Source organism: Pseudocolwellia antarctica, from assembly GCF_049933045.1.
GTDB lineage: Bacteria > Pseudomonadota > Gammaproteobacteria > Enterobacterales > Alteromonadaceae > Pseudocolwellia.
Genome location: NZ_CP187926.1, coordinates 2,528,186 through 2,541,973, shown reverse-complemented (window position 1 = coordinate 2,541,973; position 13,788 = coordinate 2,528,186). Strand labels below are relative to the sequence as shown.

The window sequence follows — 13,788 nt, the reverse complement described above, 5'->3', positions numbered from 1 at the left end:
ATGACATTATTTAAAAAAAGTTGAGTGAAAATTTAATGATGAATAAAAACTGTAAGTACCCTGAATGGTTAACAGAATACACATTTAAAAACTGTAAACTTAACCGTAAAGAATATGGGGAGTTTCTTGCTAACTATATTACTGGAGAACATGATGGGTTTGTACTTAATTTAAACGGGGCATGGGGTACAGGTAAGACTCAGTTCCTAAGACGAATGTATTCATTATTAACTGAAAGAAATCACCCTACTATTTATATTGATGCTTGGGAAAGTGATTTTTCTGAAGTGCCATTAACTGTTGTTGCAAGTGATCTAATTACTCAACTTTCAAAAATTAATACTGATATTGGAACCGATCTAGATAAAGTATCAGAATGGTTAGGTAAAGCGCTTAAAGGTTCATTAATAGCAGGGGCTGGACTACTTACAAAACATTTAGTTGATGATTCAGCCTCAGGAAGAGAGATAGTAAAAAATTTATATGAAGTATCACCAAAAGATTTTTTATCTAAAATAAAAAATAATCACGAAGAACAAATTGCAGCAATAAAGAATATTAGAAAAGAATTAGGGCTATTAGCCGAAGTACTTAAAACTACACACGGTAAAGAATTGCCAGTAGTTGTTCTAATTGATGAACTAGATAGATGTAGACCTAATTATTCCATTGAAATGTTGGAAGTAATCAAGCACTTTTTCACAACAGATAAATTTGTTTTTTTAGTCGCAACAGACACTGAACAACTCCAAAAATCAATTAAGTCAGTTTATGGTGCAGAGTTTGACTCTGCTGTTTATTTAAAACGCTTTTTTGATCGTGAAGCTCAATTATCTGAGCCTGATATAGAGCATTATATAAATTTAGTAGATTTTGATATTGATAGCTACGAAGAAAAACTAGTTTTGTATCCAGCTCTAGAAATGACGATAGATTCAAATATTAAAAAATATATAACATGGTGTGTTTTAGCTTATGATCTCAGCTTAAGAGATACTGATCAATTAATAGGAAAGTTAAAAGCTTGCCTAAGAACAGCATTAAATTCATTTGAGCAGTCCAAGAAATTACAAATTATTAATATATTTTCTTTAATTGTAGCAATCATTGAATTTGATGAAAAACATGATAATTTTTCGTTAAGAAAAAATAAGAATCCTTTATCAAGCCGAAATTTTAAAAATAATCTTGAAGTGAAAGGAAAATTAAAGTTTCATGACTTTTATGATTTTAATATGCATATTTCAGTAAAGCATGAAATTCAATCACAAAGCTATCACCGTAATTCCAAATTAGTTATTGGTACACATCCTGATGTGAGGGATTTCGATTCTTATGACAGTGTTATTAAAGATGCTGCTTATGACTTTCACAATTATACATACGATACTGATAAATTGTGGTTTTGGGAGGATTATCAGAAAGTAGTTAAACTAGCAGGTAATATTATATAGTTGATTACTAATTACATTTTTCACGGTGGTGGTGACATCCAAAAAGAAAAGAGTGACACTAACGCCGCTCTTTAGCTATTTATCTAGACTCCCATTGTCCTGCTAAAAAACGTACTCTTCCATTCAATAAAAGTGTTTTTGACATAACAGCGCTGAACGCACTACGCTCATTGCCATCCATGGCACCGTGTTTTACCGTTCATCCTGAACATAATCTATGTTTACTTCACTTCGCTGGCGTCCTGCCAGCAATAGCCACACATTAGTATTTTATTCAGCATTTTAAAAGCTGATTAGGCGCTAGCTAATAGTTCTGTTTCATTTCTTGTTTTCATGAGCTGAATATTTGTAGTTATTTGAGATAATAATGTTTATGGATAGGTTTTAGCGATCACCTTTCCCCATCTCAGCTATGAAATATTAATTTTTTATCAGCAGTTTATCGATGACAGCCATGGATGGCTGGAACTGACGTCGCGCAGGGACGAGCATCCGTCAGGTATCGATAACTGCAAAAAAATTATATTTTGTTTTAAGCTGAGTAGGGCGTCGCAGGGGCCGTTCTTAGGCATCCATGCCTTCACGGCATTAGTGCATCCATGCACGTCGTTCCAAGGGGAGGCGCGGCGGTACGTCGCCCCTTGGGTGCCGTCGCCACCGCGACATAAAGCTTATAACTAAAATCAAAGCCAGATATGAATAGTAACTATCAGGTTCTGTTTTTAGAGTCTAAACGAGAAGGGCGTCGTAGTTGTCGTTCTGAGGCATCCATGCCTTCACTGCATTAGGGAAGTACCAAGGGGTCAGCCAACTTGATATTAGCTAAACCTTTTTCCGCAAAATTTAAGCGATCACCATTTCCCATCTCAGCGATTCAATTAGATATTAGCGATAGTAGACCTCGACCCGAGATAGGACGTCGAGGGCTGCCATTGTTCATGGATGATAAGTCGGCAGGTTTTGTGGGTTACAGCTAATGGCTAATTTAATGTTTAGCTGAGTAGGGCACCATGGGGCTGTTCTTAGGCATCCATGCCTTCACGGGATTAGTGCATCCTGCACGTCAGTCCAGAGGGGCTTTTGGCGTACAACGCCCCTCTGGGTGTCGTCGCCATCGCGACAACGAAAGATGAGCGACAACATTTACAGCTTTCAAAACCTGTAACTCCACTAAGAAAGTTTATCTTATGTATCAATTTTTTCGAATACAGTCACTCGTAACTTTCGGTCAATATTATCATCAGGAAAATCACATTCACTAGTAAAACGCTCAGTCATTTTCAACGTATTAGAAGATGATTCAATAATCTCAGCATCCGACTGATCCCATGTTGCGTCATAACGATGAAACAAACAAATTAACCATCCTCCTGGGCTTAACAGTTTTGAACATAGGCTAACTAATTTAGAAAAGTCTTGTCCTCTAGGCTGATGCTCTGAATAAGGTGATTTATAGACTTTAGGTGGGGGATCTAAAATAATACCGTCGAATCGTTGGCCATTTTTTATTGCTTTAGGTAAATGCTTGTAAATATCACCTTGTATAAAACTACGTGTTCCAATATCAAGGCTATTTTTGTCATAACTTTTTTGGATACGGGATAACAAGTCTTTTGACTTATCCAAATGAATAGCAGCTTTTGCACCACCTTTTAAGGCTGCAATACCCAAACTTCCGGTAAATGAAAATAAGTTAAGAACACGGCGACCCTCACTATTATTTGCTAACCATTTACGTACCGGACGTGCATCCAGATATAAACCACAATTATGCATAGTATCAGGCAGTAAGCTGTAATATATGCCATACTCTTGTGCAAATTCAGGAGCATCAGAAAAATCACCATGCAGCGTAAACATTCTATGTTTTAGTCGTAACCCAACAGATTGGTCACCTTTAGCAATAATTAGCGTAAAAGGATAACACTGTAGTAACGCGTCTTTAATCACCTCAAGGTCTTCACGAATATCATCTTTATATTCAACCAAAGCCATCGAGCCAAACTTTTCAATAACAACACCTTTTGCCCCTTCAGTGTAACCATGAAAAACACGCCAAGAATCAAACTCATCAGACTCATGTAAAATTTTTCGATCATTCCACGCTTTTTCGATCAGCTCGCGCCACTGTATTGTCAAATTTATGCCCTACCTGTGGTATATTTTAGTATTAATAATTGCTCTTTGAGAAATATTATCGATGCTTATATTGTGTTGGGCAGTAGCCTCTGGTCACATCATCACTTCGAAGTTTTACATGTTTAGTTGAGCGCCCACTTACTCTTTGTCTCCATAACTTAAAGCTTCTGGGTTTTAAGTGACTACGCATGAATTTAATAACCTCAGTTTCTTGCATATTAAACTGATGTTCTATCGCTTCAAACGGCGTTCTATCTTCCCATGCCATTTCTATAACTCTTGATTCTTCATCTACTAGCAGTTCCATTAAAACGGTCCTAATATTGATACAATAAATACAGTAACATCAATACGAATATACGTTTAATAAAGACCAATATGGTTTAATATTTTTTATAACTTTACTGAACAGAATCAATTCATAAACTGTTTAAAGTATTGTGGCGGCACTGTAAATCTAACTTAAAGTGCATCTAAGTTACTTAAGAGCTTGAGCGGATGTTCTTTAATTTCAACTTTTTTTACTTCGTCCATTTTTACGTATTTAAGAATTGAAAATAATGATATTAAGGGGGCAGCCAACTTGATTTAATAGATCTCTAAAATTAAAGAATAAATGTTCTTTATTGAATACTCTCAATTAGCTCAATCGTATCTTGATAGGACTCTTCGCAAAAACGTATAAAATCTTCAAGTTCGTTTCCAACATGATATAACGCTTCACCTGCTGTAGGAGCTTTATACTTTGCACTATATTTAGAAAGAATAGAGAATATCAAGGGGTCAGAAAACTTGATATTTGCTTAATAAGTAAAAAGATTAGAGTTGTTTAAAATTCTATATAAGTTAAATTATTGTCGCAGTGGCGACGACACCCAAAAAGAAAAAATAAAAGGGGCCGGTGACATTTAACTACAAATGATAACAAGGGTCAGCCAACTTGATTTAATAGATCTCTAAAATTAAAGAATAAATGTTCTTTATTGAATACTCTCAATCAACTCAATCTAGCTGCCCACTGTACAGGTACATGGGACGACTAAGACACCAATGTCATATCATTTGATTGGAAAGCCTGCTCAGAATAGTCGCTTACTTTACTCGCTGATTGGTTTTCGTATTTCTTCCAAACACGCTCGTGAAAATAAAAAACAACGGTATTAACTGCGGGCTCTACAAGGGCTACTAGGCCACCAATAACAGCACTGCCAGTTAATAAATATGTGACTGTAAACGCAACGGTAAAGTGTAAACAAGCAAAGGTAATTGTCTTTTTCATAATGTCCTACTCAATAATAATATCTATTCGTTAATGAGAATTATTATCGATAACTAACAAAAAAGATAATTCATTTTTACGAACTTCATCATCAGTTAATTCAATGATAGAAATCAGCATATAACTTCTATTTAAATTTATAAAAAACACTTATTTTTAAAAAATTGAAATAATTGTTTTTTTCGATAGGTTTCAGCGAACACTACTTTCCATTTTAGCAGCTTAAAAACGATTGGCTAATAATGACACTCGTTCTCCTAAATACTGTGCTGTAAGTAATGCATCAGCGGGTATCTCGTTATCTTGCGTATACGTAATAAGCCCCGATTGTGCTCCTGAGTTATTTTGTATATTTCTTTCTTTTAAGCCTTTTAAATCTAACCCTGCCCATAACATTCCGTGTTGTCCTGCTAGCGTTTGTAGGTATTTAATCGTACTTAATTGGTCACCTGAGTAATAAAAATATCAAGGGGTCAGTAAACTTGATATCTTGAACTGAAAATTTAACCACTATGTAAATCATTGTTAGCAATAAAGTGATCCCAGTTATTAGATGTGTAACGTTTAGAATTGAAGCTCGATAATCTATTTGCTATTTTACGCCCTAACGGAAGGGAAATTTAAGGATTTAAGGATGATTCAACTGCAGCGCTACCCAATGCCAGAACGACCAAGTAACCCTAGCCCTTTAGAAATGGCTATTTATAATTTTGAATTACTAGCCAAAAAACACTATGACGACAAGCGTCGAAAATCTGCTGCATCTAAGGAAAAGCTGCAAAGAGATTACGACCATTTACAAAAAGAACACAAGCGTTTAGAGCACTTGCTTATTGCACAACAAAGCTTAGAGTCTTACCGTGCAGAGAACGAAAGTAAAGGTACCTCTATTAAGGAGCTAGCAGAAGAAGAGCATCATCCAACGGAAAAGCTTGCTAAGTTTTTACGAGCTGCTGGCGAGCCAAAACCGACTTCATATCATGAGGCGCATCACATTGTGTGTGGTAAGGGCCGATATAGACAACGTCTTACATATGCCACACGTTTAAGAATGCACTCGTTTGGTATTGGTATTAATGATCCTACGAATGGGGTATGGCTAAGAAATTTTGAAAAAAACAAGTCAGATGATTGGGCTACGCCTGACACTGTTTCTCATAGAAGGTTGAATCGTCATAATTATGAAGTTTGGGTGCCTACTAGTTTAAGAAGCAAAGTAAATAAACTTGATTTTGTAAATGCATTACGTGGCGTGAAAATAAAAATTAAAAATCATATGATACCAGCCAGCGTTATGATGAGTAAAAATGCTAATTGGGATGGTAAATCATGAAGTTGTTCTCGTTAAAGCCTGTTACTAATTCTTACGACATGGTTGAGTGGGACATACTTTCATTCTCTGAAAGAATACAACCAATGTTGCCATCTAATCAAGATGCTTGCATGTTTCTACTTGATATCCATATGAATAATGACTCATTATTAAAGTATTGGCCTCAAAGTTATGAGTTGTCTTTTTTACCTGGTTACCTAAAAGATAACTACGATATAAGTATCATGGATGGATTTATCGCTCTTAGGATGAATGCTTATGAAGCTTTAAAAGATTTATTAGCGCCTCTAGGTGAGTTTATTGAAACAAAAGCTGATGGTGAGCCTATTGTAATTTTTAATTTGCGTACATTTGGACAAGAAGATGAAGCAAAATGTGAACGCGAATATTTAGATGGTTATCCTCTAGATTATATCAAGATTGCTTTCATAAATGATGATGTAAAAAATAAGCCTGTTTTTAAAAGCAAGTTAACAGGTGGTGCTCGTTTGTTTTGTACTGATAAGTTTAAATCTGCTGTAGAAGGTAATGGATTAACTGGTGTATTTATTGACGAAGATCTTGATAATATTTTTTCTAATTAAGCTAACTTAGATAAAGAAAACATCATTTAGATAACGTTATTAAAGAAACTGTTGCTGTTCAAAAAGCCATGATTGAAGAGTCTAAAGTTTGTAATTAATTGCATTTTTGCAATTATTATATAAGCCGCTATATAGCGGCTTTTTTGATCTAAAAATAAAAGGGGTCGGTAACACTTAATTATAATATATGTAACTCATCGTTTATTTTGTCTCGGTGGTGACTGTATCCAAAAGAAGAGAGTGACGCTAACGCAGCTCTTTACCTTTCCCTCTGAGAATATCAAGGGGTCAGCTAACTTGATTTAAGTAATAACTAAAATCAAAGCCAGATATGAATAATAGCTATCTCGTTATGTTTCAGAGCTAGCCGATACGCTACATTTTACTTTATGTATTCATTTTAGATATTTGGCAAAACACATTAGGAAAATGTAATTGTAAATATAATTTTATCTAATAAATTCATGATGTTAATAACAATGTGTTTACGGTGTTTATATTGCTGAATTATTGTTTTCACGTAGTTTTGTAAATTTAAAACTGATAAGATTTACAAGTATTTTTAGTGATTTATCACTCTTAAGACACAAATGATTTGTGTTTATACCATCTAAATAAAAAGGAATATCATGAAGAACAAATTAATCTCATCTACTATTTTGGCATCATCTTTACTTCTTTCCACTCTATCGTATGCAAATACTGACGATGCTAATCATTGGAGCGTTGGAGCTGGTAGATATGTTTTTACGTTATCAAGTGATAATGACTATGCAAATGATGATACATTTAGTGGCTATAACCTTACTGCAGGTTATGCCCCTAATAACCATTTTCAAATAAGGGCTTCATATTTTTCATTAGAAAGTCGTGACTTTAGTAACCTAGATTCTACTGGTTATGATTTAATGGCATACGGTGGTGTTGGTTTTACGCAAAAAGGCTTCAGAGGTTATGGTGGGGCAGGCTTTTTCTCTGAGGAATGGAAAACTTCATTTGATAGCGAATCTTTTTCAGGTCTTCAACTTGGCGGTGGAGTTGGTTATAACTGGGGGCAAGTGGCTTTGGACTTTGTTATAAGATTCCGCCAAGCTGATAAGTATGAAGATTTAATTTCTAAGCCTGCTACTTATGTTGCTGTATCAGCAAACTTAAACGTATCTTATTTGTTTTAATCGCGTTGTTTTAACATTTACTTCGCGCGTAAACTTCATTGGTTACGCGCTTTATTCCTGCCTCCATAATCAAAATTTAAAATCTGTAAATTGTAGAAGCTCGATGCTATTAAATATATACTACGCCCCATATAACTAGGGTAAACATGAGTTTTTAAATTGAAATTTACAAATAAAGAAGTATTGATATTTGATTTAGACGGAACACTCATCGACAGTGTGCCAGACTTAGCACTCAGCATTAATGAAATGTTAAAAGCTTTGAATATGGCAACTTATTCTACCGACGTTATTCGCAGTTGGGTGGGTAATGGTGCTGAGGTGTTAACTAAAAGAGCCTTATCTGGCAGTATTAATATTTCTCCTGAGCTTAACCCGTTAATGGTTGAAAAAGCCCTTTCAATATTTCTAGATTTTTATGCGCAAAATGTATGCGTTGATACCTGTCTTTATCCAAATGTGAAAAATACATTAGAAACGTTACAAGCTAACGGTTATCGCTTAATGATTGTAACCAATAAGCCTGAACAGTTTGTTTCTCCAATACTTGAAGCATTTGGCTTACATAAGCTATTTGAAATGATAGTGGGAGGCGATAGTTTACCTAAACGTAAACCTGATCCTATGCAGTTAGAGTACGTTTGTGAAACGCTGGGAGTTAATGCTGCTAAATGTGTAATGATTGGCGATTCTAAAAACGACATTTTTGCCGCTACTGCAGCTAATATGGAAAGTATTGGTTTAACCTATGGTTACAACCACGGTGAAAATATTAAAAGCCAAGGGGCAACGTTAGTGTTAGATGACTTTGCCGATATCATTGGCACGTTAACGCCTACAATAATTCCTGCTAATACTGTTGCTAGTTAATATTCAAACTAGTCAATAGTAAACGTCTTTGTAATTTATCCTTATGTAACACCACTTAATATCTTAAATATGTTTTATCAAAATTCTGAAAATTCAAATGTTTGCGTTGGTATTATCGGCGGAGGCATTGGTGGCGCTACTATTGCGTTGCGACTTAGCGAACTTGGTGTAAACGTTGTACTGTTGGAAAAAGAAACCAGCTTAATCAACGGGCCACCTATGTGTCATCTTCATGCAGGTGGTAACTTGTATCGAGAGATTTCAGATCAACAATGTATCGAGTTGTTAAAGCAATCCATCAGCACAGCCAGACTTTATAGAGACGCTATCGATTATCGACCAACTATTGTTGCTGTGCCATTACAGGATAACGGACAGCCAAGTGATGTTATTAAGCGACTAAAAGTACTTCAGCAAGAATATGCAAAGTTAATAGCGTTTGATCCTCTAAATCAAGTGTTGGGCCCAGCCTCACAATATTTCACTTTGTATGAACGCCAAGACATAGAAAAACTTGCTCAACTAGTAACACCTAAACATCCAGAAACGTCTGATGAATGGATGATATCTTTCGCCAAAAACGCCGATTTAAATCAATTAAAGTTTCCGTTGATCTTAGTTCAAGAATTTGGAATTAATGTATTTAGGCTTGCCGCTATTGCCAGTTTGACTCTCGAAAAGAGTGATAACTGTCGTTTATTAACAAATAGTTACGTGACCTCGGTTATTCAAAATAAGACCAGTAATAAATGGATTGTTGAAGCTAAGTGCTCAGAAAAAGATGAAACGTTTGAAGTAGACTACCTAATAAATGCCTGTGGTTTTCAAACGGGAACCATAGATAACATGATTGGATTGCTGCCAAAACGTATGGTGGAATTTAAAGCCGCTTATGTGAGTTATTGGCCTAGCGAGCAGAATAATTGGCCTGAAATTGTTTTTTATGGTGAACGAGGTACAAAGAATGGCATGACTCAACTAACGCCATATCCAAATGGTTACTTTCAGATCCATGCTATGACCCCTGATGTTACTTTGTTTGAAGACGGTTTAGTTTCGTCAGAATTAGAGAGTGCGCAGCCTCAACTAGACAAAAAGTATTTAGCTAAAGTAAATAATCAGTGGGATCCTCAAATCGTTAAAACAAGAACGGCTAAAGCTATTGATAAAGTGGCTGGTTTTATTCCATCGTTTGGTAATGCTACGTTAGGTGGACCTCCTATGTTTGGCGCACAACAAATACCAGGAGCTGATGCTACTTTGCGAGTAGCCAATGTTTCTTTTGAATATGATAACTATGCAAGGTGTGAAATCGTTAAGGCTTCATCTGCATTACCTGCGGCAGACACTATTATTAATAATTTAGTTGAGCATGGCATGCTGTTTAACAACAGTACATCTGATGGCAGTACATCAAATAACAATATATCAGACACCAATGGCTCTGAGAGCACGGTTTCTGTTACCTATAGATTAACTGAACTGGAAATTAGTTTACGTGCAGAATATCTAGCATTAGATAGAAACTTCCCAAAAGATTTGGCTGGACGCACTAACCCAAATTTCATATAAATCAAAAAATCTTTATGAAATAGTTCATGCAAATAGATAAAAAATAACAATACAAAGAAAAAATAAAAGAGGTCAGTGATATTTAATTTACTGACATTTTATTTAAAAGAGAGGGATGAAGTGCTTATTCTCCAACACCTACTCTCCAACATACAATAAGGAGAAGAGATTGATGGTATTTAATTTTATATTCTTGCCTACTAGTCATTATTAACTATTAAAATACACAGTGTTTTCATCAGAAGTTTAGCGCTCGCCATTGCCCATCTCAGTTACTGTTCCTAGGCATCTATACTTTCCTGATATAAGTACATTAGTACAACCATGCACGTCGTTATCGCGATATAAAACGAGTTGACTATTATTGTTTATTTGATTTTTATCTCTAAACCAAGCGATATGATAGTGCCTAATAATGTTGTGATAACTACCGAAACTAACGAACCAATGAATACATACTCTGTCATGCTTCTATCGTTTGACTTGTTTAATTCTCCAAATCTAAATATTGATTTAGCTGCCAATACAAAGCCTACAGCGGCATAACTACCGACGAGTGTAAATGTAAGAATTAATATGCGCTCTAAGTAGCCAATTAACTCGCCGCCAGCAACTAAACCTTTATTATTTGTGTCACCTTCGGGTTCTGTAATCGGGTATTTTTTTAAAACATTTCCAATGATAAGTGAAGTGGGCTTTAGAATAAGTAAGTAGGCAAACACGATCATAATCACATCAGAAAATTTGTCGTGTTTAAGCACGGTTTCAATCGTTAAGCCGTCTATCATATGATACGAAATAAGCGCTATAACAGAGATATGTAAAGCTTGGTCAATAACAAAGTAGGAAAACTTATGACCGTTTGGCGTTGATACTTTCCAAAGGTCTATAAAAAAGTGGCTGATGGCAACAATACTCACTAAGCAGAGTATTGAATAGCCATTAATACCCAAAGCTAAGGCAGGGATGATTAATGCAATTCCGTGTAAAATTGAGTGTAAGTAGAGTTGTGGTGCACGGTAGGTTTTTTGTTTTTTTGCGGCTACCCATGTGCTTGGTTGTAGATAAAAGTCACAGATGATGTGAATAAGTAAAAACGGTATTAATATCTCAAAATAATTAAGCATGTTTCAATCCTTGTACATGATTTATGAATTGGTTGTTCAATTCATTGATTAATGACCAACCTGATGCTTTGAGTGACTTACTTGCTGTAGCATCAGCAACGCCTAATTTTTTAGACAACTCAGTTATTGATAAGCCTCCATTACTTTTGAGCATTGGGAGTAAAACTTCACATTGGCGTGAAGTTAACTCTGTGATCTGTTTATCTAAATATTTAAAGAGTAAGTTAAAATCTGCTTCGAGTTTTTGGTTATCAGAGCTAAATAATAGTTTTTCATTTTTTAGGTTTTTTAATCCACGGCCAGAAAGAATAAATGCTTGTCCCATAGACTCAGATACAGATTCACGTAAATCAGCGTTTGAAGCAATAGCAAAGCTAATACGGCTATCGAATGAGTTGCCTAACGCTTTAATCGCAACGCGATAGATAATAGTGTATCTGAGAGAATTTTCAATATCATGTACTAGAGTTTGAAACTCATCACCTCGCTCAATACTATGTACATTTGATTTATTACTTTCGCTGATCCACTTTTGGATCTCTTTGATCCGTGTAAGTAGTTGTTCAAACTGTTCGGAGCTTAGCTTTGTTGAATTAATGACATCGCCGCTGATCACTGAAATGGGTTTATAAGTAAGTTTCACATTAACACTCCTTGCTATACATACAATCTAATTTAGCCGTTTATGGCTAATAATGCAAATTTAGCCATTTTTGGCTAATTGTGTTGATTTAGCCGTTTATGGCTAATTATGGTGGATTAGTCATTTTTGGCTAATTATGGTGGATTAGTCATTTTTGGCTAATTTTGATGAATTAACCATTTAGATATAGATGGTTTATAAACAAGTGATTAGCCCTTATTTGAGGTTATAGGCAGGTCTTGCTGAATTAAATAGAGGTTACTTAGCTGTTTCTACAACATGACTTTTGTCGCATAAAATAATTTATACGACAATGTTGTGTTTATGCGACATTTTATTTGATAGAAAAAAAATGAATCATTACTCATTCATTCTTTTGTTTAAGCACTTGTTTAAGCACTTGTTTAAGCACTTGTTTAAGTAGTTGTTTAAGCTGGCTAGCGTTATCTGATATTTATGTGTTCTTTAGTGTTTTCATCGTGAAACATCAAACATTATCGTTTTCAAAATATTATCATCCTGATCTACCACCTGGACTTCCCATTGACCAATCATGGTTTCATCAAAGTTTTTACTTGAATAAGTGCGCCATGGGTCATTTCTAATGTTAAGTGTGATTTCAGCTATGAGATTTTTCTTAAATACCCAGCGATGATAAATTTTTTGATTATTCTTATCGTGAATTTCAGTGAATAAATATAACTTATTTTTTTCTTGTAAACTCAGGTGTTCAATATTATCGCTTGGTTCTCTAGATAGTATATTTGATGTTAATTGCGCGCGTTGAACAATCTTGTTTAGGGTTTTATTTGAGGTTAACAAATCAGTACTTTTTTGCTCAACTTTATTCACTATTGCTGGCGTTACATTAATAGTGTTTTGTGCTTCTGATTTTAGTTTTGGTTCTTGCTCTTTTTTTGTTGCTAGTTCTGGTTCGACGCGAGCTATTTTTTGTGCTGGCGAGTCAGAGGTAATCGCTAATGTTGCTTTAGTCGTGCTAGCTTCTGTGGTGCTAGTTTCAGGAATATTAGTTTCAGGCGTTGTATTAGCCGTTTTGGCTTGTGCTGTTACTTCATTACTAGCGACTTTATTTTGAGGTACTTTAGTATGAACTGCATCACTTGCTGCATGATTTTCGGTATTACTTACTGTGTTATTAGTGACTGTGCTGTCGACTATATTAGTTGTTGTATCTTCAGCTAGTGCCGAACTTACCAAAGTTTCTGTGTTTGCCTGAGTTTCTGTATTTGTCGAAATATTTGCTGCTGGTTGTGCGTTTACGATATTTGAAACAGCTATATTTGACACAGCGATATTTGAAGCAGAAGTATATGACGTTGAGGTATCTGTCTCGGAGTTATTAGATACGGAATGCTTTGGAAATGCAGCACTTGATAAAGCAATGCTTGGCGAATTAAGTGTGTCAGGTAAAGAAGGCTCTGATTCTGTAGTCCACAAGCTGTAAACACCAAAACCTATAAGGCTTAGCAAAGTAACGATGAGTAATAGAAAATTTCTAATTTTTACAGGATCAAATGGCGCGGGCTCAGGTGATGATATTGGATCTTTAGATACGTTAAATTGAATTTTTAGCTCCACAAGCTTAACTCCC

The 13,788-nt window shown here is 35.3% G+C and carries 13 protein-coding genes; 6 read left to right on the top strand and 7 right to left on the bottom strand.

The genetic code is table 11. The annotated features are described in order from the left end of the window. Positions 1 to 35: 35 nt before the first annotated feature. On the top strand, positions 36 to 1,454 hold the full coding sequence (locus ACPUVN_RS10965; protein ID WP_426369096.1) for a KAP family P-loop NTPase fold protein: 1,419 nt from the start codon (positions 36 to 38) through the stop codon (positions 1,452 to 1,454). 1,185 nt (positions 1,455 to 2,639) lie between these two features. Here ACPUVN_RS10965 and ACPUVN_RS10960 read toward each other — a convergent pair. The 4 genes from ACPUVN_RS10960 to ACPUVN_RS10945 form a co-directional block, all read right to left on the bottom strand. Then, positions 2,640 to 3,593, bottom strand: a complete 954-nt coding sequence (locus ACPUVN_RS10960; RefSeq protein ID WP_426369095.1) for a class I SAM-dependent methyltransferase — start codon at positions 3,591 to 3,593, stop codon at positions 2,640 to 2,642. Between the two features lie 55 nt (positions 3,594 to 3,648). After that, positions 3,649 to 3,900 (bottom strand): TIGR03643 family protein, encoded by a 252-nt coding sequence (locus ACPUVN_RS10955; RefSeq protein ID WP_426369094.1) that lies wholly within the window; start codon positions 3,898 to 3,900, stop codon positions 3,649 to 3,651. 732 nt (positions 3,901 to 4,632) lie between these two features. Next, positions 4,633 to 4,872 carry a DUF2061 domain-containing protein gene (locus ACPUVN_RS10950; RefSeq protein ID WP_426360274.1) on the bottom strand — a complete coding sequence of 80 codons (240 nt, stop codon included), beginning with the start codon at positions 4,870 to 4,872 and terminating at the stop codon, positions 4,633 to 4,635. A gap of 222 nt (positions 4,873 to 5,094) precedes the next feature. Then, positions 5,095 to 5,268: a hypothetical protein gene (locus ACPUVN_RS10945; protein ID WP_426369093.1), complete on the bottom strand. Its 174-nt coding sequence runs from the start codon at positions 5,266 to 5,268 to the stop codon at positions 5,095 to 5,097. Between the two features lie 238 nt (positions 5,269 to 5,506). Between ACPUVN_RS10945 and ACPUVN_RS10940 the strand changes: the two genes are divergently transcribed. The 5 genes from ACPUVN_RS10940 (at position 5,507) to ACPUVN_RS10920 (ending at position 10,406) form a co-directional block, all read left to right on the top strand. Beyond that, positions 5,507 to 6,205, top strand: a complete 699-nt coding sequence (locus tag ACPUVN_RS10940) for an AHH domain-containing protein (protein ID WP_426369092.1) — start codon at positions 5,507 to 5,509, stop codon at positions 6,203 to 6,205. Then, on the top strand, positions 6,202 to 6,789 hold the full coding sequence (locus ACPUVN_RS10935) for an imm11 family protein (protein ID WP_426369091.1): 588 nt from the start codon (positions 6,202 to 6,204) through the stop codon (positions 6,787 to 6,789). The genes ACPUVN_RS10940 and ACPUVN_RS10935 overlap by 4 nt, the downstream gene beginning before the upstream one ends. Before the next feature lie 629 nt (positions 6,790 to 7,418). Then, entirely contained in the window at positions 7,419 to 7,964 is a 546-nt protein-coding gene (locus tag ACPUVN_RS10930) for an outer membrane beta-barrel protein (protein ID WP_426369090.1), read from the top strand. A gap of 159 nt (positions 7,965 to 8,123) precedes the next feature. Beyond that, positions 8,124 to 8,834, top strand: coding sequence for a phosphoglycolate phosphatase (locus ACPUVN_RS10925; RefSeq protein WP_426369089.1), 711 nt, complete (start codon positions 8,124 to 8,126; stop codon positions 8,832 to 8,834). Between the two features lie 69 nt (positions 8,835 to 8,903). Next, a complete protein-coding gene (locus ACPUVN_RS10920) occupies positions 8,904 to 10,406 on the top strand; it encodes an NAD(P)-binding protein (protein ID WP_426369088.1) in 1,503 nt (500 codons plus the stop codon). Between the two features lie 368 nt (positions 10,407 to 10,774). Here ACPUVN_RS10920 and ACPUVN_RS10915 read toward each other — a convergent pair whose 3' ends face one another. The 3 genes from ACPUVN_RS10915 to ACPUVN_RS10905 form a co-directional block, all read right to left on the bottom strand. Next, positions 10,775 to 11,533, bottom strand: a complete 759-nt coding sequence (locus ACPUVN_RS10915; RefSeq protein WP_426360281.1) for a DUF3307 domain-containing protein — start codon at positions 11,531 to 11,533, stop codon at positions 10,775 to 10,777. Continuing rightward, positions 11,526 to 12,176: a hypothetical protein gene (locus ACPUVN_RS10910; protein ID WP_426369087.1), complete on the bottom strand. Its 651-nt coding sequence runs from the start codon at positions 12,174 to 12,176 to the stop codon at positions 11,526 to 11,528. The genes ACPUVN_RS10915 and ACPUVN_RS10910 overlap by 8 nt, the downstream gene beginning before the upstream one ends. Positions 12,177 to 12,650: 474 nt before the next feature. Continuing rightward, positions 12,651 to 13,775: a DUF2914 domain-containing protein gene (locus ACPUVN_RS10905; protein ID WP_426369086.1), complete on the bottom strand. Its 1,125-nt coding sequence runs from the start codon at positions 13,773 to 13,775 to the stop codon at positions 12,651 to 12,653. Positions 13,776 to 13,788: the final 13 nt, after the last annotated feature.